This window comes from Rhodococcus sp. MT28 (assembly GCF_058792695.1).
In genome coordinates, this window is record NZ_JBXAFD010000002.1 from 61,193 (window position 1) to 82,835 (window position 21,643).

Below are 21,643 nucleotides of genomic sequence, written 5' to 3' on the forward strand. Positions count from 1 at the left end.
TCAGCCGTCCGTCAGCGACCGCTCCGACACGTGAGGAGCAGAGTCCGCATTCTCACTGGCTGCCAACGAGGCGAGTAGCTGCATCCGTTCCGCGGACGGCGATCCCGGCTCTGCGGTGTAGATCGTGAGCGTCAACCCCGGCTCGGCGGCCATCTCCAAACCTTCGAAGGCAAGCGTCAGCTCCCCCACGGCGGAGTGGTGAAAAGTCTTGAATCCGGTGCCGTGATGGCGGACGTCGTGCGCGCCCCACCGACGCCGGAATTCCTCACTCCGAGTGCTGAGTTCACCGATCAGATCGTGCAATTCCTTGTTGTGAGGATCTCGCCCAGCCTCGGTTCGCAGAATCGAGACGGTCACCTCGGCAAACGCGTTCCAGTCCGGATAAAACTCGAAAGCCCTTTCGTCGAGGAACGTGAAGCGCGCGATGTTCGGGGGCTGCCCCGGCATGTCGTACAGGTCCTTGTAAAACGCACGCGCGAGTGGGTTGACAGCAAGAAGATCCATGCGACCGTTCCGCACGAAAGCGGGTCCCGCGGTGACTGCATCAAGCGCCCACTGCAGGCTCTGATGGGGCTTCCAGCCCTTCGCATTTCGCCGACGCGGGGGCCTGGCTACCGGGCTTGCCGCGTGCGCGAGATCAAAAAGGTGGGCGCGCTCGGCGTCGTCGAGTCGTAAGGCCTTCGCGATACTGTCGAGTACACCCGGCGATGCGCCGCTGATCGCTCCGCGCTCGAGCCTCGTGTAGTACTCGACGCTCACGCCGGCGAGGGTTGCCACTTCACTTCGACGTAGACCGTCCACGCGGCGGTTCGATCCGGCCGGAAGTCCAACTTGTTCGGGCGTGACTCGGGCGCGCCGCGAGGTCAGGAATTCGCGTACTTGCGCTCGATCGTCCATGCCATCGAGCCTAAGTCAGTGACCGGTAGCGAGGGAGTCCCTCGCAGTACCACTATCGCGCGGGACTCCCGCACGCCGCCGAATCGTGATCAGGTTGAAGTGACACGAGAAAACCGATGGTGAGGAGCCACGTCATGCGCGCTGTCGTCATGCATGCCCCCGGCGACGTCCGGGTCGAAGAGATCGAAGCGCCGGTGATCGTCGAACCGACCGACGCGATCATTCGCGTTACAGCCACCTGCGTCTGCGGTTCCGACCTCTGGCCGTACCGCGGCATCGAAGAGCTGAATGGCCCGACGCCGATGGGACACGAATACGTGGGCGTCGTCGAACAGGTCGGCCCCGACGTCAACGACATCGAAGTTGGGGACTTCGTCGTGGGCTCGTTCGTCGCGTCGGACAACACCTGCGAAATCTGCGAGGCCGGCTTTCAGTCTCGCTGTATACACCAGGTCATGATGGGCTCGGTCGGCACCCAATCCGAATACGCTCGCATCCCGCTCGCGGACGGCACCCTCGTCCCTGTCCACGGAGAGCCGACCGAGCGGCAGGCCCGCAGCCTCCTTGCAGCCTCCGACGTACTCGGCACCGGTTGGTTCGCCGCCGTAGCTGCGGAAGCCGGACCTGGCAAAACGGTCGCCGTCGTCGGCGACGGCGCAGTCGGACTTTTGGCGATCCTCGCTGCCAGACAACTCGGCGCCGAGCGGATCATTGCCATGTCACGTCACGCCGACCGGCAGGCACTCGCCACACAATTCGGCGCCACCGACATCGTCGAAGAGCGGGGCGACGCGGGCATCGCGAAGATCAAGGAACTCACCGGCGGCTACGGCGCCCACTCGACCGTCGAAGCCGTAGGTACCCAAGAATCGATGATGCAGGCTATCGGAGCTACCCGCCCCGGCGGACATGTCGGCTACGTCGGGGTATCCCACGGCGTCGAACTCGACGGCATGAACCTGTTCTTCGCGACGGTGAGCCTGCTCGGCGGTCCCGCGCCGGTCAGGCGATTCCTACCCGAACTGATCGAGCTCATCATGACCGACCAGATCGACCCAGGCATCGTCTTCGACCTCACTCTCCCGTTAGAGGACGCCGCCGCAGGCTACCGGGCGATGGACGAGCGGCGCGCCACCAAAGTGCTACTCACCCTCTGACCGATACCAAAGGCTCACGAGACAGAACTGGGCTCTACACGCCGATCGAGAAACGTCTCGGCTACCAACGAGAGGCGCTCTTGGTTTACCGAGCAGCATGTTCACTGATCACAGCGAATGCGTATGACGCCGAAGGTGAGGACGGGTACTTCTATTGGTGCGCAGTCGCTTCGATCCCAGAGGATGCTACGCGACTGATATGCACCCCCACCGGCGGAAACCGATTGTACGAGTGAATGTTTCAATGAGAGCGACTCGGCGCTACTTTGCAGCAACGAAACTCGTCTCTACCTACGGTTGCGTACTGAATTCCTTGTGGGGCAGGCTTTCTTGTGTACTGCTGACGAGCCGTATCTGCTGACGAACCGTATTGCTGACGAACCAAGGTCGGAGAACAATGGGTCACTACAAAAGCAACGTGCGTGATATCGAGTTCAATCTGTTCGAGGTGCTCGGGATCGGCGAACTGTTGGATGCCGGCGCTTACGGGGACCTCGACACCGACACTGTGCGCAACATTCTTGCGGAAGTAGCGAGACTGGCAGAAGGCCCGGTCGCCGCGTCCTTCGCCGACGCGGATCGGAACCCTGTCGAATTCGACGCACCCAATCACGCAGTTGTGGTCCCGGAACCTCTGCGCAAGACGGTCGAGGCGGTGAACGAGGCCGGTTGGTCGCGACTCGGCCTACCAGAAGGCATGGGTGGTGTTCCTGCTCCTGCACCGTTGGTCTGGGCGATCGGCGAAATGTTGGTCGCGGCAAACGGATCCGCAAGCTTTTTCAACATGGGTCCACTGATGGCGAGCGTGCTCTACACCATCGGAAACGAACAGCAAAAACACTGGGCCAAAGAAGGATTCGAGCGCGGATGGGCCGGAACGATGGTGCTCACCGAACCAGACGCCGGATCCGATGTAGGCGCAGGCCGAACAAAGGCAATCGCGCAGGACGACGGTACCTGGCACATCGAGGGCGTCAAGCGGTTCATCTCCGGCGGCGACGTCGGAGACACGGCCGAGAACCTCTTCCACTTGGTGCTTGCCCGGCCCGAGGGCGCCGGTCCAGGAACCAAAGGTTTGAGCCTGTTCTACGTTCCGAAGTCCCACTTCAACTCGGACACACTTGAACTGGGAGAGCGCAACGGTGTCTACGTCACCGGCGTCGAGCACAAGATGGGCCTCAAGTCTTCCCCAACTTGCGAGCTCACCTTCGGAGCGACGGACGTTCCTGCCGTCGGCTGGCTCGTGGGTGACGTCCACAACGGTATCGCCCAGATGTTCCAGGTCATCGAGAACGCTCGAATGATGGTGGGCACCAAGGCTACCGGAACACTGTCCACCGGCTATCTCAACGCCCTCGAGTATGCGAAAGAACGAATTCAAGGTGCAGACCTTACCGAGCTGACAAACAAAACCGCGCCCCGCGTGGCCATTACGCACCACCCCGACGTCCGACGCAGCCTGGCGATGCAGAAGGCCTACGCCGAAGGCCTCCGAGCGGTCTACCTCTACACCGCTGCACACCAGAATGCCGATGTCGCCGAGTTGGTTTCGGGGGCGGATGCCGAACTGGCGGCGCGGGTCAACGATCTGCTGCTGCCGATCGTCAAGGGCGTCGGTTCCGAAAAGGCCTACGAACTGCTCACCGAGAGCCTGCAGACCCTGGGCGGCTCCGGTTATCTTCAGGACTACCCCATCGAGCAGTACATCCGCGATGCCAAGATCGACACCCTGTACGAGGGCACCACGGCAATCCAGGCGCAGGACTTCTTCTTTCGGAAGATCGCACGCGACCGCGGCGTTGCACTCGCTCACGTAGCCGGTCGCATACGAGAGTTCATCGACAGTGAGGCCGGGAACGGTCGACTCAAGGCCGAGCGAGTCCTACTCGAGATCGCCTTGACCGACGTGCAGGAGATGGCCGGGACGCTCACCGGGTATCTGATGGCTTCCCAGGACCAACCCTCCGAGTTGTACAAGATAGGCCTCGGCTCGGTGCGCTTTCTGTACGCGGTAGGCGACCTGCTCATCGGATGGCGCCTGTTGGTGCAAGCGGAAGTCGCGTTGGCAGCCTTGGACCGTGACGCGTCGGCAAAGGACCGGTCGTTCTATCGGGGCAAGGTGGTCATCGCGTCATACTTCGCCAAGAACATCCTGCCCGTCCTGGCGTCGACCAAAGAAATCCTGGGTTCCCTCGACAACGAGATCATGGAACTCGAGGAAGACGCATTCTGACAACGTGCCACGCGCGGTATGGGTGGTGCGCAACTCGGAATGCTTGCTGCGTGATTCAAACGCGGTCGTGAACCGGCGACGGAATCTTGTTGGAACGATAAGAGTCTGCGCTCCGGTTCGGCCGCCAGAGACGCCAGTGTTTCGCGGACAACCGGAACGGGAGATGGTCTTGTAGGTGACGAGCACCGGACGACAACCGTTCGTCTGCAGGCAGGTTGAGCCACAGGGACAGTGAGGATGCCGCGTTGCCAAGGGTTGCGCGTATGCCTGAGTCACCCAGAGTCCGGCCGTATCCATCCACGGCAAAACGGCCGAACGCGTCGGGGGTGATGTCGGGGTACGGCGCGCGGGTGTTGGGGTCGATCAGGCGTACGGGCGCGCTGCAGGTCAGCGCCGCCACAGAACGTCCGTGGGTTGTGACCGCATCGCAACCAACGAGGGCATCGAGCGCTTCGTTGACAGAACCAGGTGGGACGTTCCATTCGGTATGGGTTTGCGCTTTGTAGCGGGGCCCACCGAAGAGCTCGGTAGCGAACGATGACAACTGCGCGGTCGGCTCGGATGGCCCCCTCTGGTAGATCTCGAACGTCCACGACGGCAACGACACTGGTTCGGTGCAGGATTCCAGGAATGTCTGCAGCCGCTGAAATGCAACATCGGGACGCTTGACTCGAAGCGAGTGTGCACCACCGGCGGACCCGGGCAACCCGTCGTATGTCACTACCTCGGGCAATGCGGCTTCCGGTGTCCGCGCCGTCACAGGTTAGCCAATCGCGAAAGCACTACCCCGGCTGGTTCCTCCGTCGCGTGGCGATAGCCGGTGCCGGCCCATAGGTGCATGCGCTCGGGATCTGCCTGCGCAACAGCGGCTTTGCGCATCGGGTTGGTCAGGTGATGGATGGCCGGGTACCCGATGGGCGCTTGTGCGTCGTAGCGATCGATGAACTCGTTCCGAAGTGCTCGTGCAGGACGTCCCGTGAAAGCTCTTGTGACGACCGTGTTCCCGCGTGACGTGTCGGCCAGAGCCGCCTTGTGCGGAGCCGAGGCACCACTCTCCTCGGTGCGCAGCAGTACGGTACCGACCACTGCCGCGTCCGCTCCGGCACGTAAGGCTGCAGCGACGTCGGCGGAGGTCGCCAGTCCACCGGCCGCCAATAGCGGAACCGAGGTGCGATGACGGATTTGTGCGATCAGTTCGGTGATCGGTGTTTCTGCCGGAACCTGCAGGGGAGTGAGCGTTCCGGAGTGGCCGCCGGCAGCCGACGATTGCACGACAAGCAGATCGGCACCGGCGTCGACGGCAAGGAGCGCCTCTGCCTCCGAAGTCACTGTGAGGACGACAAGTGAACCGGCAGCGCGCAGCGCCTTGATGACGCCGGGTGCGGGAAAGCCGAAGGTGAAGCTGACCACCGGAACCGGGCTGGCCAGGAGCAGATCGATCTTGTCCTCGAAGTAGTCGTCGTCTTCGACCGGCTCACCGTCAGCCAGTGTGATGCCGTAGCGATCCGCCTCGACCTGGATCGCCCTGGCATAGGCACGGTAGGCATCGACATCGACAGGCACCGGGTTGGGCGCAAAGACGTTGACACCGAAGGACACTCCCTCGGCGCGCACGGCGTCGATCTGGTCGGACAGAGCCTGAGGCGTCTTGTACCCGGCGGCGAGGAAGCCGAGACCGCCTGCGCGAGAGGCAGCAGCAACAAGTGCCGGTGTGGAAGCGCCGCCGGCCATGGGGGCTGCGATGACAGGGACCTTCAGGTCGAGATCGGTTGTGAGTGCGCTCATTCGAACATCTCCAGTCCTACGTCGGGTAGTGCTCCGGCGGTTTCGTCATCTGACATCAAAAACTACCTCCTCAGTCGAGGTGGCCGTCCGAGGGTCCGCATCGAGATCGGAAGGGAATCGGAACCGCAAAACCGCGGCGGCCACTGCCGCGCCCAGGACGACGGCCGCACCCAACAGCAGAGCGTCGCGATACCCGTCTCGCAGCAACGGAGTGACAACGAGTGGGCCGAGAATCTGACCGACGCTGTATCCAGCGGTCAGCAACGCCACGGCGCGTGTGAACTGCAGGTGCGCGCCGATTGCCAACACAATTGACCCGATACCAAGGAAGGTGACACCGAACAGGAAAGCTGAAATCAGTGCGGGGCCGACGCCTCCGATCACAGCAGGAAGCGCTATGCCCACCGCCTGAATCAACAGGGCAACGAGAAGCAGAGTCGGCCTCGACCAACGCAGGCTGAGCCAAGCCCACAGGGCGCACGAGGGAAATGCGGCCAGACCGACCACTATCCAAGCGCCGCTGCCGACCCATTCTGGAGCGGCGAGATCGATTGCGGCAACAAGGAACGTGCCCGCGATGATGTAGCCGATGCCTTCCAGGAAATAACTGATGAACAAGGCAGTGAACCCGCGTTGGGAACTGGGAGTTCCCGGCGCGTCCGGTGTGATGACCGGACGCGGTTCCGGCGTCAATCCCCAGGCTGCGACCGCACACACCACTGCAAGGGCCGCAGATGCCAGCCAGGCAGTACCCCAGGAACCGATGAAGCGGACGACGAACACGAGGACCCCGGACAGGGCGATACCCAGCCCAACTCCGCCGAATCCCCATCCGGCCAGGAATTGGGACTGCCCCCGAAGGTGCGCGTGCAAAGCGCTGACGGCGATCATGAAGACGAGGGCACTGGCAATGCCTGCGATGAGCCGCAGGGCGAACCAGATGGATCCGTCGTGGGTAGTGGGCATGAGCGCCAAAGTCGCGATGAGGACCACCAACGACGTGCGCATCACCGCTGCCGAGCGCACCGCGCCGGGAATGAGGATTCCCGCGAGCGCGCCGATGAGGTACCCGACGTAGTTGGCCGTCGCCAGGGTGGCGCCGAGCGAGGCCGACAGACCGGCCTGCGTGTGCATCAACGGCAGAATCGGTGTGTAGACGAATCGACCGATTCCCATGCTCGCCGCCAGCGCAGCGGCAGCTTGGACAGCGTGCGCTCGCGAGGAGACGCCGTTTTGGATTGTGGTCATGGTCTTATCGTGTGCCCCGGCCGCGCCGGACCGCCACGACCGCTTTGCTCCTGACTGATAGGCGCAACCTCCCACCGCACGTAGCATGAAGGATCGTGGAGCTGCGTCAGCTGAGATACTTCGAGGTCGTCGCCGAGGAACTGCACTTCGGCCGAGCCGCGGCACGACTACTGATAGCCGGGCCGTCATTGTCGCAGCAGATCATGGCACTCGAGCGCGATCTCGGCGTCAAGCTGTTCGTCCGCGACCGCCGTTCCGTCGCTCTGACGCCAGCCGGCGCGGCGCTGCTCCCCGATGTCCGTGCGCTACTCGAGAATGCCGAGAATCTGCGGCGCCGCGCGGAGCGTCTGTCCGGAGCGGAGCCCGTCCGGATCGGCTACGTCAATTGGCTCCCCACGGATCTGATCGCGCGCACTTCAGGGGTCGCGCAACTGCACGTCGACGCCTGGGTGGTGCCATCACACGCACAGGCCGCGCGGGTGGCAGACGGCAGCCTCGATCTGGCGATCGCCTGGGTACGTAAATACGATGTCGCCCAAAACGGTTTGAACGCCAGACTGCTCGGTGCGGATCGGCTCTACGCCGTCTCCACCGGAGAGGACACCACACCGGTGCGGGCACGCGACGTCGTCGTACTCGTCGACGACGACACCACCTCCTGGTATTCGTGGAACGTCTACGCCGAAGAATTCGCTCGCGATACCGGCGCACAGATCCTGCGCATCAACGACGGTGGTATCACCGGTCCGGCATTCTTCGATCACGTCCGTGCCGTCGGCCGTCCGGTCGTCAACTCGCCCAAAGGGCAGACCATCACGCTGCCGAGCGATCTCACGGCACGCCCGATGATCGACCCGGCGGCAATCTGGACGTGGTCACTCCTGTGTCGTGAGAACGAAACGCGCCCTGCCGTTCTCGCGGCCGTCGACGCTCTCACCGGCGGTGCCACTGATCTCGGAATCCACGAAGACGGGATATGGCTACCCATGGACGATCCTTACCGGAGGACTCGATGACACGGCGCGCTATTCGAGTTTTCTGGGGACGACGGCCGGAATCGGTGCCGGCCGTGGCCTCCCGGTGGCGTCGGACGTTGGAGCAAGTCGAATTCCTGTTGCCCGAGGTGGTCGGCGGGTCGTGGCAACAGATCCATTCCGCTGGACCTGCTACTGCCGTGACCGTCGACCAGTTGGCGCAGGTCCTCGAGAACGCGCAGGCCGCCGAAGACTGGTCGGATCGTCTGGGAATCGGATTGAGGCTCGCATCCAGTGGAGGGCCCGAATGGGGGTTCGAGCTATCCGGGTTGGCGGGCGGCGAACCTGAAATCGTCCTTCAGTCGATGATTATTGCCGTCAGCGCGCCGGACGCCGCCGAAGTTCCTGAGACAGAACTACTTCGGATGCTCGCCGCGGTGTGGGAACCGGACTTCGGGGACGTCACCGACGACAACATCCTCGACGCTCTCGAAGACGAGTCCGACTATCGCGTCGGAGATCCCGTGATCGGCCGCGTCGGCTACCTCTCGTCCGCTCGCGCTGACGCGATCCCGGATGACCTGGCCGTAGGCGTTGCCGCGTTACCGGGCGGCGTGTTGCTACAGATCGGGGCCGTCGATGGGGTCGTTCGGGCGTACGAGCGCCTGCGCGAGACCGGCGCACTCGATCCGCTTCCACGTCCACTGGACCGCGCAGTCTTCTGAAGGCGGTTACCGTTCGTCGAGTTTGGGTAGCCCGGGCGTCGGAACGAAGTCTCGCCTCGGCACTACCGCCGAAAAATGAACCGAAAGGCCCACCGCATGGTTGACGTCACCCGCAAATTCACCGCCGAGGTACCGATCGAGAAGGCTGCGGCGTTTCTCCGCGACTTCGCCAATGCGCCGACGTGGGATCCGGGCACCGAGAGTTGCACGCAGATCTCCGACGGTCCTGTCGGCGTCGGAACCCAATGGCACAACGTGTCGAAGCTGTTCGGCGTCACCACGGAACTGACGTACACGCTGGTGACCGACGAGCTGAATCACGTTGTTCTCGAAGGAAAGAACAAGACTGCCACCAGTACCGACGACATCACCTTGACTTCAGTGAGTCCGAACTCGACCGAGATCGAATATCACGCGAACGTCGAGTTCAACGGTGCCGCCAAGATTGCGTCGCCTCTCCTGAAGGCGGGATTCGAAGCCAAAGTGGCACCGGAGACGGTGAAGAAGATGACGGAAGCCCTCGAAGCGCTCTGACCGTCCGTCAGGTTCCTGTCACTATGGGTTGCCGCCGCTCGCGCCACCGTTGCGAGCTTCGATGGCGTCGATGGACTTCGTGAACGACTTTCCCAGCACTTGGGTGCCGACGAGTCCGAGTACCGACGCCAGGAGCTTTCCCTTGAGGTTCTTGCCGTCCCGGACCACGACGGCATCGACATCGGTCAGGCCCGTCGGCTGCCGGGTCAGCGTGTAGGTATGGCTCGACGCCCCGCCCCACAGGTTGGAGTCGGTGGTTGTCATCACGACGCGGTGCGGGTCGGTCCAGTCGTAGTGCAGACGCTCCCAGATACCACTGGAGCCCTCGGTGACATCAGCATCGTGGGGTCCTTGTTTGTGCACTTTCAGGTAGCTGTCCGCACTGCGGCCGAAGATTTCCTCACGGCCCGGACCGAAGTCGGTCAGGCCGGCAAGGACCTGTTCGGGCGTCGCAGTGGTCGTCTTGTGAAGATGAATCGTGGTCATGGCGCCTTCTTTCAACTGTGGATGATCCGGTGCTGAAAAAGCCGGGGAGTGACTCATCCAGCACACCACTCACACGAAATGAATGAAAGAGAATTGCTCGCCCTGTCTCGATCCGCTGTCTCGATCCGCTATTCGACGCCGCGCCGGTTGGCAGTGATTGCGCCGTGCGGCCTGTAGCCGCTCCCCGTCCGGGTATGGGTCTCGATCACGTCGAAGCCCGCTGTGACCAGCACCTCGGCAAGTTCGGTCACCGGCCATCGATAACCAGTCGTCGCGGCATGATCAAAAGGCTCTACCGTTGTGCCTTCGAAGAAGCCCACCAGCAACCCACCACCTGGGCGGATCACGCGCGCGAATTCAGCGAGCGGTGCCTCGATATCTTGCGGGTGATGGTGAATGAGCGAGTACCAGGACAGCACGCCGCCCAGTGAATTCGTTTTCGCGTCCAATGCCTCGAAGCCCCCGACCTCGAACGAGAGATCGGGGTATCGGGTGCGGGCTCGTTCGACGAACTCGGGCACTAGATCGATCCCGCTCACAGCCAGCCCGCTCTGGCCAGGAAGTCTGTCCACTGCCCCGGCCCGCACCCGGCGTCGAGTACGGGGCCGGTCAAAGTGGCGGCCCAGCTGGTCACCAGTGCCCGATCAGATACGTGCGTCGAATCCATCGAGCCGAAGAGGTCCGTGTACTCCTGGGATCTGGCCGAATACGACTTTCGGACTACGTCGCGGCGCGTTGCACTCGAATTCTCCACGCCGTCAATAATTATCGATGTGCACCATTCCTTCGCCGCAACTCGCCGAACCGAAGGTTCATACTCTGTTGAAGGCCTACGGTCACGACCGGAAACTGAGGTCATACGGTGGAAGAGAAAGAACTGGCGGCGAAGATCCGCGAACTACTCAGTGCCCGATCGGCCGAGTCGAGCATCTGCCCCTCCGACGTGGCCCGCGCAGCGGCACCCGACAATTGGCGTCCGCTGATGGAATCCGTCCGAGAGGCTGCCCGCCACATGGTGGCCGACGGCGAAGTGCAGATCACCCAGGGCGGCGAAGTCGTCGACCCGGAATCCGTACGAGGTCCGATCAGGATTCGGTGGGCTCGTTGATCAACCGCGTGACTTCTGGCGGCGCTGCTCTCGCAGCGTGAATCAGCGGAAACGGTCCAGATGCTCACGCAGGAACGCATCCAGGCTTCGTGGCTCACGCCCCAGGACACGTGCCACCGTGTCGGTGGGTGACTCCGGGCGCGAGACGGCAAGTTGCTGGATCTCCAGAATGTGCTCGGCCAGCCACGGAGGCATGTGGGCATGATCGACGAGGTTTTGCCGCAGTTCGTGCGGTGGCAGGTCGATATATTGGACGGGGCGATCGAGCATGCGGGTCAGAGAATCGGCGATGCCGCCGTAGCCGACTGCCTCGCTACCCGTCAGGACGTAGGTACCGCCGGCGAGGTCGGCGCGTGTGAGCACGGCCGCGGCGACGTCACCGATATCTCGGCAGTCGATCCAGTTGCACGGCGCGTCCCGCATCGCGCCCAGAATCACCCCTTGCGCAGCCACCGCCGGAGCCAGGAGCAACAGATTCTGCATGAACGCATAGGGGCGGAGCAGAGTGTGGCGGATCCCGGATGCGCGCAGGTGTTCGCCGACGGCATGGTGGCCACGGGAGAGAGCGATGGGGGAGTCGGTCGCGGCGGCGGGATCGGAGATCTTGACGATGTGTTCGACGCCGCTCTCGGCGGCGATGTCGATCACACGCGTTTCGAGCTCGACCTGTTCGAGTCCGTTGGCCATGGCAAGGAAAAGTTGTTCAGCCCCTTCGAAAGCCGTGCGTAGCGAAGTTGAGTCTGCGGCATCGGCCGACACTACTTCGACCAAACCGTCGGCCAAGTCGCCGAGGTGGGCGCGCAGCCTGTCCGGGTCGCGGGACAGCGCTCGGCTCGGCACACCCGAGGATGCGAGACTGCGTAGCAACGCGCCGCCTGTGGTTCCGGACGCTCCCATGATGACGATCATCGTGTTCCTTTCGGTCTTCCCCGGGAAGCCGGGGATCTTTGACATGTGTTGTCGGTCAGGGATTCTGACGGCGCCATCGCCAGCTCACGATGACGGCAGCGACCGCGGCAGATATCGGCAGATCGAGTTGCAGGCGAGCAAGCCAAGCGGCATCGACGATGCTCGTGTGTGCTGGTAGCCAACGGGAGGCGAACCACCCGACGAGACCAGCAATCACAGCGGCTCCGACGGCAAGAATTGCCGCCACCATGACGCGAGGCAGTGTCGTGGTCCACGGTCGTGACCCTGCGCGGCGCTGCAACCAGGAGCCGATCAGCAACGCCACCACTGCCGACGTGCCCGCAATGGACGTAAATGCCGCCGTCGTGAGGCCCGATTGGCCGGATGCGACTCCGCCCGCACCCGCCATCAGCGCGGGGGCAAGGTAGGCGACCAGCACCTCTCTCCACAGGGTGAAAGGTCGTGCGGCGCGACGATCGGCAACCGGGACGCGTCGATTGGAATCGGTTATCTCCCTTTTGTTTTCGCGACGGATCGGCGGGGTGAGTCCGGACATGAAGGAGACCAACTTTCCGATTATAATTAGGTGGCTAACTATTTGGGCATGAAGAGAGAAGCCTTTGTCGAGAATTGACGACGATTCGAATCGCTACACGAATGCCTGGAATCCCAGCCGACTACTCCGCAGTCAGCGCACCGATACCGCGAACGACCCGCGAGAGCAGATCCAAAAAAACCGCACGCTCGTCGACAGTGAGCTCGTCGACCATTTCCTCGAGACGAGCAAAGTGTTCGGGCGCCATGTCACGTAACCGCTGAGCGCCACGAGCAGTCAGGACGACCACCGCACCACGCCCGTCCTCCGCGGACGGACGTCGAGCGACCAAACCCTCCTGCTCGAGCCCATCGACCAAGCCGGTGACCGTGGCTCGCGAGACGCCGAGATCAGCGGCCAGTCGCGAGGGAGATTTCTCCCCGTCGTGGTCTTCCAGATCCGCAAGCAGTCGGTAACGGCCGGTCGACAGTCCATACCTCGCGAAGTGAACCTCAGTCGCTCGACCGAGTCGCGCGCCCGCCGAGATCAGCCGCACCGCAACCAGCACCGCCTGCGGATCGGACCCGAGGCCGTAGTGCTCCAACTGCCGCCGCGCCTGATCCAACGTGGGTGAGTCGTGATCGGTTCCGTCCACTGCCATGCAACTAATATGGCACCTAACTACATTTTGGTCAACCCTCCACCAGAGCTAGCTTCAAACGCCGAACAATACCTGCGGGGCCGCATGGCAGTCCGGGCGATTGCCGGGATACGGCAGGACCTTCTCGAGGGCGAGCCCAATCGCAAAGGCCGTCTGGTCGTCGTACGGTCGCGTAACTATCTGTGTGCCCGTGGGGATTCCGTTCCGAGCGAAACCTGTGGGGATTGTCAGCACCGGGCAGCTACTCAGGATGTTGAAGGTGATGGCCGGTACAGCCTCGAGGTAGAACTCCAATTCTGTTCCAGCCACATTGATTCCGTGCCCCACGTAGTCGTCGCCGGCAAGAAAGCCCTCCGTCGCCACTGCCGGAGTGATCAACGCGTCATAGGTGTCGAACAGGGATCCGATCGACGAATACAGTTCGGCTTCGATCGCGAGTCCGTCGAGGAAAGTCGCGTCACCACGGGTGCGGCGTGCCCATCGCGCGAATTCCTTCGCGTACTCCGTGACTTTGTCGGGGTGCGCGGACGCTTCGGCGGAGATCGATGCACCGAACACGTGATCGTAGTGAATGGCGGCCGCACGCATGATTGCAGCGCGTGACAAGTCGACTTCGATGATCTCCGCGCGTGCGCCCAGCGCAGTGAGGGTGTCCACCAACTTGGCGGTGTTGGCGGCAACGTCCGGATCAACCGGCCAGTCACCCAACGCGGGGATCACGGCGATACGCATTCCTGTCAACGAATGCGTTGCGAGGCCGGGCAGCGGCGATGCCGGCACATGCGAGGCAATGTCAGTGGAGCTCGGTCCCGCGATGACCGACTGCAGTGTGAGGCAATCACTTACGGTGCGCGCCATCGGACCGCAGTGGCAGTAGCGATCGAGATTGAAGGGAGGATCGACCGGGACACGGCCGTGTGGTGGCTTGAACCCGACAATTCCGTTGAACGACGACGGAGTTCGGATCGATCCTGCAACATCGGAACCGGTAGCCAAGTGCGTCATCCCCGTGGCAAGTGCGACTGCCGATCCACCGGAAGACCCGCCGGAGGAGTATTTCGTGTTCCACGGATTGCGAGTGACGCCCCACAACTCGGACTGTGTGAACGCGGCCGAGGAGAATTCGGGCGCCGTCGATCGCGCGTGGACGATGGCACCGGCGTCGATGATTCTCTGCACGAAAGTCGAAGTGTGAGTGGCGATCACATCCTCATAGACCTTGGACCCTTGAGTCCAAGGTTGTCCTTGCACCGGTTCATCCTCTTTCACCACAACGGGAACACCGGCGAGCGGAAGGCTGACATCCGAGCCGCGGGCGTAGTGGCGTTCCGCTGACTTCGCTTGCGCCCGTGCCGCATCGAAGAAAGTGTGTCCCACTGCATTCAAGGTCGGGTTGAGCGCCTCGATACGTTCGATGGTGGACTCGAGTACCTCCACCGGAGACAGCGATTTATCCCGGTAGCGTTCGAGCATCTCGGTCACATCCATGAAGGTTGAAACGGGTGTCTGGCGCATATCTGTTGTCCTGCCTCTATGAAGGTTTTGTGTAGGCGGCTAGGTTGTCAGTTCATGCTTTGCCACGACGGGATTGCGGAATGTGGTGAGCAGCATTGCGAGAGTGGCGATTCCCGCGGCTGTCCAGAAGACCGTTTCGGAACCGGAGTGGTCATGAATGCGTCCACCCGCGAACGCGCCGAGGGCGATGCTTGCATTGAAGACTGCAACCCACAGAGCCGCAGCGGCCTCTCGGTGAACGGGAGCGGCTTGTGCGATCCATGTTTGAGTACTCACCGATACACCACCGTAGAAGAGGCCCCAAGCCGCCATGAGCAGAGCAGCTGTGATCAAGGTGGTAGCCGAGATCGGAAACAGGGCGAGTGTGACCGCTACTCCCGCACTGAGGATGACGACCACAGTCTGCGGAGACTTGGCTGCAGATGGCCCGGCGATGAAGTTGCCGACGACGCCCAGAACCCCGTAGATCAAGAGCATCGTGCCGATCTGTGCAGGGCTCAACCCTGCGAAGAACTCCAGCCCCGGACGCACATAGGTGTACGCCGCGAAATGAGCGGTGACGATGAGCGCGGTAATCGCGAATCCGACCCGGACTCCCGGGTTCCGAAAAGCCACCACGAGACTGCCGAGCGACAAAGCTTGATCAGCTGGCATCACGGGTAGGACAGCGAACATGGCGAGCGCGATCAGCGTCGCGGCGCAGCTGAGAGTCCAGAATGCCACGCTCCACCCGGCCGCTGCTCCGATATACGTCCCCGCGGGGACACCGAGAACTGAGGCGACCGCGATTCCGCTGAAGATGATCGTGGTCGCCAACCCGACGGAACTGGAACCCACCAATTTGGGTGCCAGACTAGCGGCGAGTGCCCAGACTCCACCCATGCTCACGCCTAGAAGGACGCGAGCCACAGCGAGGAAAACGAAGCTCGGAGCAAGGGCCGTGAGGGCGTTCGCCGCGGCGACTACAAGCATCAGAACGATAAGCGTCGACCGACGATCGAAGCGCCGGGTCACGATGGGCACAAACGGGGCAGTGGCCGCTGCCACCAATCCGGTAATGGCCAGTGAGAGCCCGATGGTCCCTTCACTTTCCACCAGAGCAGCACCGATCGGGGTGAGTAGCCCGACCGGCATCATCTCTGCCGCGACAACGATGAAGGTGGACGCTGCGATCAGCGCGACCGCAGCCCAGTGGTTCTCAATGGTGTGTGCGTGGGTTGAGGACGTGGACGCAGGGCTGTTCTGTGCAGATGCGGAGTGGGGCATGTAACCAGAGAAGCTCCTGCACGCCGATGGATCAACGGCGAATCGCTCATCCAACCATTAGCTCAATTCATCGATGAGCCATGATGGAGTGGTCGAATGAGTCCAGGGTCGGAGTGAAAATGTCGGAGCCCCCGATGCGTGAGATCGAGTGCTTCCTCGTTCTCGCTGAAGAACTGCACTTCGGTCGCACCGGCGAGCGGCTGTTCATCTCCCAGAGCCGAGTGAGTCAGCTGATCAGCGCGTTGGAGCGTCGTATCGGCACCAGCCTGGTGGCGCGCACCAGTCGCCGCGTGCACCTGACTGAATTCGGTGCCGATTTTCTTGCGTCGTTGGCTCCCGCGCATCGTGCGCTTGTCGGAGTAATCGAGGACGCTCAGTCAAGAGCACGGAACATGCCGGCGCCGCTTCGGGTGGGTTTCCAAGGAGCAATTTACGATTCGATCGCGGCTGCTGTCTCTCGTTTCGAAATACAACATCCGCAAACATGCGTGACCATCAAAGAATTACCCCTGGGTGATCCGTTCAGTGATGTACTCGCCGGGCGAATCGATGCGGCAGTGGCCCTTCTCCCCGTAGATGAGCCGGAACTGACAACCGGGCTCGTCTTTTCTCGACAGCCCCAGACCCTCGCCGTCTCAGTCCATCACCCGTTCAGCGAACTGGGCGTGATCGACGCCGAGCAGTTGGCGCAGATCTGCCTGGTACCCATCACCGGCCCCGCCCCCGACTATTGGCAGCGTGTGAATTCCCCGAGCACAACGCCGGGCGGAGCCACGATTCCCACGCAGGGTGGGGCGAGCACCGTTCAGGAAGGCCTGTCGCAGGTCGCATTCAGTCAGGTCGGCCTCATCCTCTGCGCTGCGACCGCTGCATACAGCCAGCGCTCGGACATCACATTCGTACCGATCAACGGATTACCCGAATCTGCTTTGGGTCTCGTGTGGCGTACCGATCTCGAAAGCCCACGACTTCGCGCTTTCGCGAAAGCGATCGAGGAAGCGCACACCTGTCCCTCCTGACGTCGATCAGTAAGTCGCGGAAGGAGTCCGGGGCATTGAGATGCATCGTGTGTGAGATGATCGCGCCATGTCTGCGATCACCGACTACTTCACCGCGCGCACGGATGAGCATGCCACCTCTGCCCTCGCGGGACTCGTCGACTTGGAACCAGAGGTGATGGAGGCGAACGCAGCTTCTCGCCCGCGGGTCCAGTTGGCTGCGAGTGGGACTCCAGTTCTGCAGGCGAAAGGCGTCGATCCAGTTGTCGCGCTCGGCCGACTGGAAGCAGCCCTCACCGCTCGCCCCTACGACGAAGTTGCAAAAGGTCCACGCTGCGGGAAACTCGTCGCGATGAGCGACGACGGCGACACCCTCGTGCTCACGGTTACCGACGAATTACGCGATGCACTAGCGGAATTGAACGCTGACGGTGTCGCCGCCGCTGCGGCGGCCTGGGCAATCGACGAGACGAGTGAACCGTCGGAGGACTCAGTGCCGTTCCTGACCGCCTTCGCCGAACTAGCGACCAGAGCTGTGGCTCAGGGCGAACGGATGTACGGCTACGTCGTCATCTGAGCTTCGCAACTCCGCCGACCTGATTGGAAGGCTGTTCGTCTTCGACAACTCCGGATCTGACCGTCACCCCGGGATCTGCATGGCCAGATCGTTGCGGTCGAAATCGGAGAACTGCTGGGTGTCAGTGCAGTATCCACAGCTCGCTCCGAAGAACTCGGTGCGAGCGTTCGGATCGTCAAGTAGCCAGTACCGCAGCCACGCCGTGCTCGGCCCGCGCATATCGCCGCCGTTGATCGCCGTACCGAAGTGCGTGGCGCCGCGCAGTTCCAGATACTCGGCAGGCACGTGGTCTGCGTCCTCGTACATCGCCCGCACGATCGCCGGCCAAACGATTGCGTCGGCCTGGCCGGCCAGATAGAGAACGGGCTCGTCGATGAGATCGACATCATTGAGCGGGCCTGGTTGGATCGCGACGGCGGTGTCGACGCGGTCGTCGATCGCCGCGTTGATCGCCGCAGACCCGCCCTGCGAGTGCCCCACCGCACCAATATGTTCCAGGTCGACTTTGCCGAAGAAGACGCTCGACGGGCTGGCCGCTTTGTCCGCGATGAGGTCGATTCCCGACCGCATGGTGATGGCGAAATTGCTTGCCGGGGTATTGGCGGCGACCACGATGAATCCGTGGCTGGCGTAGTGGCGCAGCAAAGAGGTGTACGCACCGGGGAGCACACCGGTCCCGTTCCCCCAGATCACAACAGGGTGCTTCTCGCCGCGCGCGCCGAGCTGGCGCGGGTAGTACAGAGTGTGCACCAGCCCGATCGAGACGTTCGGCGTGTACGGCCCTGCACTCGCCCAATCGTGCCCGACGCTCGGGATGCCGGGCGCATCGGCAGCCGCTGTTCCGGTTGCGCCCGTGAGTCCTAGCGTCGCGCACAACGCAACCGCCGCTGCAGCATTCACGAAATGTTTCAGAGACTTTCGCATGAAAGTCAACCTTTCGAAGTTGATCCGGAGTGACGTGTATTACATATTCACGGGAAGGCAACCCGTCGGCTTTGTTTCAGGAAACGGACTATCCCAGAAGTGTTGTGTCTGTGGACAAAATCATCGTTCTCGGTGGACGCCCGGCCGACGCGAATACCCAGAGCGCAAGGTCGAGATCGCCTCGGCCTACGGCTTCCGCGCGGATTGCTCGGCACACAGCCGTAGGAAATGTTCGACGATCTGCGTGTTCGGGCCGTCCCTTGCCACGGCTGCGATCTTCCGTGGGGGCAGTTCGAATATCTCGCCCACAGTGCACCCGCGTTCGGATGCTCGCTCGGCACTGGAGAGTTCGAGGATGACAGCACCGATCCCTTCGTACGCGAAATCCGCGAAGGCATCGCGGTGCTGTGACCTCATCACGAATGCGTGGTCGATTCGCGGTTCGATCGACCGCAGATGGCGATAGACATCGGAAGTTTCGAACCGTGGTGCGACAACCAAGCCGATGCGCATGAGATCTTCGCCGATGAATACCCCGTCCACCGGTGGCGGGGTACCGGGCGGGCAGACGAGCCGCAACTTGTGGTCCGGAAGGCGCACCGTGCGCGTCCCGGGAACACCGGTGGGCAGCGACTCCATTATTGCCACGTCAGCGGTGCCTGCCATGACCGGGTGAATCGCATCGGCCACGGACGACCCAGGCGGATCCGAGATGGTGATCCTCAGGTTCGGCACCTCCGTGCGCAGCGCTCCGAGCAGTACCGCTGCGGGATCGTCCGCAAGGCTCGCTGTCGTGGCAACACTGAGGTGGGGGACTGCTGACAGTAAGAACTCGCGCTCGACCACTAATCGGTCGAGCGCGGCCAGCGCTTCGCGTGCTGGATCGATGAGATTCCGTCCGCGCGCAGTCAGCGTCGCGCCGGTCCGGCCTCGATTGAAAAGCCGTCCTCCGACGCGTCTTTCGAGCCGCGCAATTGATTGAGAGACGCTCGATGTTCCCGTGAACTGATTTGCCGCTGCCGCCGTGATACTGCCGTGTTCGACGACGGCAAGGAAGTCTTGTAGCTGCCGCGGATCGATTCGCGGGGTTGCGGACTCTCCGAACTTGCTCATCCGGCGTTCCCCATTCCACCTTCGTCACGTAATCGACTGGTCGTCTCGATAAACGCTTGTGCCGCAGGCGATGGCGTCGAACCGTGGAACATCCAGATATCACGAGTGAGCGGGGGCCGAGTACGACACAACACCACACCTTCTCCGACTGTATCGGCGACAGATTCGGGAAGGAAAGCGACGCCGACTCCCGCGCGTACAAGTGGGATCATCGAAGCCACAGAGATAGTCTCCGCAACCACCGCCTCGTCCACAGTGCCTTCGCCCAGGCGTTCCGCCAACAGTCGCCGAGTGACATCGTCACGCGGGCTGGTGATCAATCCGATTCGCAACAGATCCGTCAACGCCGCTGCCCCCTCGCCTTCACTTCGTGCGGCCGGCACCAGCGCAACGATTTGTTGCCGGCCGAGAAGGATACGTTCAACGCCCTCGTCGAACACCTCGTCCACCCCGAGCCCAATATCAGCCTGACCCGAGGCGACCACCGTTCCGATTCCGTCGGTGTCGTTGCTGAGCATCGTCACCGCAACGTTCGGAAACTTTCTTTTGAACGCACCCAGGGCCGTGGCCGCTGGATCACGCGCCAATGTTCGCGGACACACGACCGTCAGCCGACCCCGCTGCACGACGTTCAATGGATGCAAAGCGTGATCCAAATCCCGGTATGCCCGAAGTACTTGGGCCGCCGGACCTGTGAGATCGCGTCCAGCGTCGGTCAGGGTGACTCCCCGCGATCCACGGCGGACGAGCGTCAGGCCGCACTCTTTCTCCATCCTGGCCAGAGCCTCCGAGATTGTCGGCTGGCTGACCCCCAGTCCGCGAGCAGCAGCGGAAATGCTGCCCCGATCAGCAAGGGCAAGAAAGTATTCCAGATGACGCCGGTCCATTGGGGTTCCCTTCTCGTGGAAGTCATCGCGCGCGCCCGATTTTGCGCCCGTCAGGCATAGGGAAACCCTATGGCATACCTCTCGAATGTGGCGTAGACGGGAAGAAGAATCCCGTGATCTGCTTCACATATGAACGCAGTGAGCAACAACCCGGGGAGCTTCGACCAGAGGCACCCGTCTGCTTTTGTCGAGCACCAATCGCCGCCTGCGAGCACAACGGAGGAGGCGCCGAAATGACCGAAACCATCACCGCAAGTTCGCCATCCGGTGCTACGTCGCTCCGTTCCGTGAGGCGGGCGCGCTCTGAGCCGAAGCCCGCTCGACAGCGTCGATCCGGTACGCGACTCACCATCGGGGTACGACTGGCCCAGGTCGCGCTGCTTCTGGTCCTACTCGGAGCGTGGCAGCTCGTCGCATCGCAAGGTTGGATCGAGCCAGTTCTGGCCAAAACGCCAGGCGAGGCCTGGGCCTACTTCACCGCAGCGGTGCAGTCGGGCGAGATTTCGTCGAACTTGCGTGCCACGATGACTGCCGTCGTGATCGCGTGGATCCTCGCTAGCGCAGTCGGGGTGGCGGTCGGACTCTCTCTCGGACTGCTTCCGACCCTCGAACGCATCATGAGTCCGTTCCTGGATGCGGCGAATGCCATGCCACGTCTTGCGCTGGCGCCTCTGCTTATCGTCATCTTCGGGATCACGATGACGGCGAAGGTCGCTCTCGCGTTCACACTCGTCTTCTTCATCGTCTGCTCGAGTGCACGAGCCGGTGTGAAGTCGGTGGACGACGAATGGCTCCGACTTTCCACTGTCCTGAATGCCAGTAAGACACAGGTGTTCTGGCACATCCTCCTCCCCGTCGCAACACCTGGCATTTTTGCCGGTCTTCGGTTGGGGCTGATCTATTCGCTACTTGGCGTTGTCGGTTCGGAACTGATCTCGTCACGGGACGGGCTGGGCCAGCTTGTGTCGATCTACTCGGCCCAGTTCCGGATGGAAGCGGTCTACGCGATCCTCATACTTCTCGCAATCGTCGCAGTCGTCCTCAACCAGGTAATGAACTTCGCCGAGCGCTACCTCCTTCGGTGGCAGCCGCCGGCTCGACGATGACAGGA

The 21,643-nt window shown here is 62.4% G+C and carries 22 protein-coding genes and 1 pseudogene; 9 read left to right on the top strand and 14 right to left on the bottom strand.

What is annotated here, in order from left to right:
- Positions 1-897: a helix-turn-helix transcriptional regulator gene (locus AC1Q6C_RS08605; RefSeq protein ID WP_029256657.1), complete on the bottom strand. Its 897-nt coding sequence runs from the start codon at positions 895-897 to the stop codon at positions 1-3.
- A gap of 134 nt (positions 898-1,031) precedes the next feature.
- Between AC1Q6C_RS08605 and AC1Q6C_RS08610 the strand changes: the two genes are divergently transcribed.
- A complete protein-coding gene (locus tag AC1Q6C_RS08610; protein ID WP_030537173.1) occupies positions 1,032-2,054 on the top strand; it encodes a zinc-dependent alcohol dehydrogenase family protein in 1,023 nt (340 codons plus the stop codon).
- A gap of 397 nt (positions 2,055-2,451) precedes the next feature.
- Positions 2,452-4,287: an acyl-CoA dehydrogenase gene (locus tag AC1Q6C_RS08615; protein WP_447000927.1), complete on the top strand. Its 1,836-nt coding sequence runs from the start codon at positions 2,452-2,454 to the stop codon at positions 4,285-4,287.
- Positions 4,288-4,342: 55 nt separating this feature from the next.
- Here AC1Q6C_RS08615 and AC1Q6C_RS08620 read toward each other — a convergent pair whose 3' ends face one another.
- From AC1Q6C_RS08620 to AC1Q6C_RS08630, 3 genes are read right to left on the bottom strand one after another with little or no spacing between them, the layout of a single operon-like run.
- Positions 4,343-5,047, bottom strand: coding sequence for a hypothetical protein (locus AC1Q6C_RS08620; protein WP_492666528.1), 705 nt, complete (start codon positions 5,045-5,047; stop codon positions 4,343-4,345).
- Positions 5,044-6,072 (bottom strand): NAD(P)H-dependent flavin oxidoreductase, encoded by a 1,029-nt coding sequence (locus AC1Q6C_RS08625; protein WP_054188334.1) that lies wholly within the window; start codon positions 6,070-6,072, stop codon positions 5,044-5,046. The genes AC1Q6C_RS08620 and AC1Q6C_RS08625 overlap by 4 nt, the downstream gene beginning before the upstream one ends.
- A 45-nt stretch (positions 6,073-6,117) precedes the next feature.
- Entirely contained in the window at positions 6,118-7,320 is a 1,203-nt protein-coding gene (locus AC1Q6C_RS08630) for a YbfB/YjiJ family MFS transporter (RefSeq protein WP_287483277.1), read from the bottom strand.
- Positions 7,321-7,415: 95 nt separating this feature from the next.
- Between AC1Q6C_RS08630 and AC1Q6C_RS08635 the strand changes: the two genes are divergently transcribed.
- From AC1Q6C_RS08635 to AC1Q6C_RS08645, 3 genes are all read left to right on the top strand, one after another.
- Positions 7,416-8,336, top strand: coding sequence for a LysR family transcriptional regulator (locus tag AC1Q6C_RS08635; RefSeq protein ID WP_492666529.1), 921 nt, complete (start codon positions 7,416-7,418; stop codon positions 8,334-8,336).
- Complete coding sequence (locus tag AC1Q6C_RS08640; protein ID WP_054831539.1) at positions 8,333-9,019, top strand: hypothetical protein; 687 nt, start codon at positions 8,333-8,335, stop codon at positions 9,017-9,019. Before AC1Q6C_RS08635 ends, AC1Q6C_RS08640 begins: the two co-directional genes overlap by 4 nt.
- A 96-nt stretch (positions 9,020-9,115) precedes the next feature.
- Positions 9,116-9,553, top strand: coding sequence for an SRPBCC family protein (locus tag AC1Q6C_RS08645; protein ID WP_046379623.1), 438 nt, complete (start codon positions 9,116-9,118; stop codon positions 9,551-9,553).
- 21 nt (positions 9,554-9,574) lie between these two features.
- Here the strand turns inward: AC1Q6C_RS08645 and AC1Q6C_RS08650 are convergent, their stop codons facing one another.
- Both AC1Q6C_RS08650 and AC1Q6C_RS08655 read right to left on the bottom strand, forming a co-directional pair.
- On the bottom strand, positions 9,575-10,039 hold the full coding sequence (locus tag AC1Q6C_RS08650) for a hypothetical protein (protein ID WP_042922950.1): 465 nt from the start codon (positions 10,037-10,039) through the stop codon (positions 9,575-9,577).
- 128 nt (positions 10,040-10,167) lie between these two features.
- Positions 10,168-10,793 (bottom strand): annotated as a pseudogene (locus AC1Q6C_RS08655) (class I SAM-dependent methyltransferase).
- A gap of 108 nt (positions 10,794-10,901) precedes the next feature.
- On the opposite strand from AC1Q6C_RS08655, the gene AC1Q6C_RS08660 reads away from it, so the two are divergent.
- Positions 10,902-11,147, top strand: coding sequence for a DUF3253 domain-containing protein (locus tag AC1Q6C_RS08660; protein ID WP_050654941.1), 246 nt, complete (start codon positions 10,902-10,904; stop codon positions 11,145-11,147).
- 42 nt (positions 11,148-11,189) lie between these two features.
- Here the strand turns inward: AC1Q6C_RS08660 and AC1Q6C_RS08665 are convergent, their stop codons facing one another.
- From AC1Q6C_RS08665 to AC1Q6C_RS08685, 5 genes are all read right to left on the bottom strand, one after another.
- Positions 11,190-12,101, bottom strand: coding sequence for an NmrA family NAD(P)-binding protein (locus tag AC1Q6C_RS08665; protein WP_228232326.1), 912 nt, complete (start codon positions 12,099-12,101; stop codon positions 11,190-11,192).
- A 10-nt stretch (positions 12,102-12,111) separates the two neighbouring features.
- Entirely contained in the window at positions 12,112-12,624 is a 513-nt protein-coding gene (locus AC1Q6C_RS08670) for a hypothetical protein (RefSeq protein WP_492666530.1), read from the bottom strand.
- Between the two features lie 109 nt (positions 12,625-12,733).
- Positions 12,734-13,252: a MarR family winged helix-turn-helix transcriptional regulator gene (locus AC1Q6C_RS08675; RefSeq protein ID WP_003943230.1), complete on the bottom strand. Its 519-nt coding sequence runs from the start codon at positions 13,250-13,252 to the stop codon at positions 12,734-12,736.
- A 54-nt stretch (positions 13,253-13,306) separates the two neighbouring features.
- Positions 13,307-14,767, bottom strand: a complete 1,461-nt coding sequence (locus AC1Q6C_RS08680; RefSeq protein WP_492666531.1) for an amidase — start codon at positions 14,765-14,767, stop codon at positions 13,307-13,309.
- A gap of 39 nt (positions 14,768-14,806) precedes the next feature.
- On the bottom strand, positions 14,807-16,033 hold the full coding sequence (locus AC1Q6C_RS08685) for an MFS transporter (protein ID WP_492666532.1): 1,227 nt from the start codon (positions 16,031-16,033) through the stop codon (positions 14,807-14,809).
- A gap of 119 nt (positions 16,034-16,152) precedes the next feature.
- Here AC1Q6C_RS08685 and AC1Q6C_RS08690 point away from each other — a divergent pair, with 119 nt between their 5' ends.
- Both AC1Q6C_RS08690 and AC1Q6C_RS08695 read left to right on the top strand, forming a co-directional pair.
- Positions 16,153-17,052, top strand: a complete 900-nt coding sequence (locus tag AC1Q6C_RS08690) for a LysR family transcriptional regulator (RefSeq protein ID WP_007735591.1) — start codon at positions 16,153-16,155, stop codon at positions 17,050-17,052.
- Positions 17,053-17,119: 67 nt separating this feature from the next.
- The gene (locus AC1Q6C_RS08695; protein WP_007735590.1) at positions 17,120-17,608 is read left to right on the top strand and encodes a hypothetical protein; all 489 of its coding nucleotides are present in this window, start codon (positions 17,120-17,122) and stop codon (positions 17,606-17,608) included.
- Between the two features lie 63 nt (positions 17,609-17,671).
- Here AC1Q6C_RS08695 and AC1Q6C_RS08700 read toward each other — a convergent pair whose 3' ends face one another.
- The 3 genes from AC1Q6C_RS08700 to AC1Q6C_RS08710 all read right to left on the bottom strand — a co-directional run bounded on the left by AC1Q6C_RS08700 (position 17,672) and on the right by AC1Q6C_RS08710 (position 20,532).
- Complete coding sequence (locus AC1Q6C_RS08700) at positions 17,672-18,532, bottom strand: alpha/beta hydrolase family protein (protein WP_007735589.1); 861 nt, start codon at positions 18,530-18,532, stop codon at positions 17,672-17,674.
- Positions 18,533-18,718: 186 nt separating this feature from the next.
- The gene (locus tag AC1Q6C_RS08705; protein WP_042922962.1) at positions 18,719-19,645 is read right to left on the bottom strand and encodes a LysR family transcriptional regulator; all 927 of its coding nucleotides are present in this window, start codon (positions 19,643-19,645) and stop codon (positions 18,719-18,721) included.
- Positions 19,642-20,532 carry a LysR family transcriptional regulator gene (locus AC1Q6C_RS08710; RefSeq protein ID WP_007735587.1) on the bottom strand — a complete coding sequence of 297 codons (891 nt, stop codon included), beginning with the start codon at positions 20,530-20,532 and terminating at the stop codon, positions 19,642-19,644. The genes AC1Q6C_RS08705 and AC1Q6C_RS08710 overlap by 4 nt, the downstream gene beginning before the upstream one ends.
- Before the next feature lie 233 nt (positions 20,533-20,765).
- Here AC1Q6C_RS08710 and AC1Q6C_RS08715 point away from each other — a divergent pair, with 233 nt between their 5' ends.
- Complete coding sequence (locus AC1Q6C_RS08715) at positions 20,766-21,638, top strand: ABC transporter permease (RefSeq protein ID WP_007735586.1); 873 nt, start codon at positions 20,766-20,768, stop codon at positions 21,636-21,638.
- Positions 21,639-21,643: the final 5 nt, after the last annotated feature.

Coding starts and splice junctions, on each gene's coding strand:
- AC1Q6C_RS08700 (WP_007735589.1), bottom strand. CDS start 18,532: ATGCGAAAGTCTCTGAAACATTTCGTGAATGCTGCAGCGGCGGTTGCG.
- AC1Q6C_RS08685 (WP_492666532.1), bottom strand. CDS start 16,033: ATGCCCCACTCCGCATCTGCACAGAACAGCCCTGCGTCCACGTCCTCA.
- AC1Q6C_RS08610 (WP_030537173.1), top strand. CDS start 1,032: ATGCGCGCTGTCGTCATGCATGCCCCCGGCGACGTCCGGGTCGAAGAG.
- AC1Q6C_RS08645 (WP_046379623.1), top strand. CDS start 9,116: ATGGTTGACGTCACCCGCAAATTCACCGCCGAGGTACCGATCGAGAAG.
- AC1Q6C_RS08710 (WP_007735587.1), bottom strand. CDS start 20,532: ATGGACCGGCGTCATCTGGAATACTTTCTTGCCCTTGCTGATCGGGGC.
- AC1Q6C_RS08630 (WP_287483277.1), bottom strand. CDS start 7,320: ATGACCACAATCCAAAACGGCGTCTCCTCGCGAGCGCACGCTGTCCAA.
- AC1Q6C_RS08640 (WP_054831539.1), top strand. CDS start 8,333: ATGACACGGCGCGCTATTCGAGTTTTCTGGGGACGACGGCCGGAATCG.
- AC1Q6C_RS08675 (WP_003943230.1), bottom strand. CDS start 13,252: ATGGCAGTGGACGGAACCGATCACGACTCACCCACGTTGGATCAGGCG.
- AC1Q6C_RS08715 (WP_007735586.1), top strand. CDS start 20,766: ATGACCGAAACCATCACCGCAAGTTCGCCATCCGGTGCTACGTCGCTC.
- AC1Q6C_RS08615 (WP_447000927.1), top strand. CDS start 2,452: ATGGGTCACTACAAAAGCAACGTGCGTGATATCGAGTTCAATCTGTTC.
- AC1Q6C_RS08605 (WP_029256657.1), bottom strand. CDS start 897: ATGGACGATCGAGCGCAAGTACGCGAATTCCTGACCTCGCGGCGCGCC.
- AC1Q6C_RS08625 (WP_054188334.1), bottom strand. CDS start 6,072: ATGAGCGCACTCACAACCGATCTCGACCTGAAGGTCCCTGTCATCGCA.
- AC1Q6C_RS08690 (WP_007735591.1), top strand. CDS start 16,153: ATGTCGGAGCCCCCGATGCGTGAGATCGAGTGCTTCCTCGTTCTCGCT.
- AC1Q6C_RS08695 (WP_007735590.1), top strand. CDS start 17,120: ATGTCTGCGATCACCGACTACTTCACCGCGCGCACGGATGAGCATGCC.
- AC1Q6C_RS08665 (WP_228232326.1), bottom strand. CDS start 12,101: ATGTCAAAGATCCCCGGCTTCCCGGGGAAGACCGAAAGGAACACGATG.
- AC1Q6C_RS08680 (WP_492666531.1), bottom strand. CDS start 14,767: ATGCGCCAGACACCCGTTTCAACCTTCATGGATGTGACCGAGATGCTC.
- AC1Q6C_RS08705 (WP_042922962.1), bottom strand. CDS start 19,645: ATGAGCAAGTTCGGAGAGTCCGCAACCCCGCGAATCGATCCGCGGCAG.
- AC1Q6C_RS08650 (WP_042922950.1), bottom strand. CDS start 10,039: ATGACCACGATTCATCTTCACAAGACGACCACTGCGACGCCCGAACAG.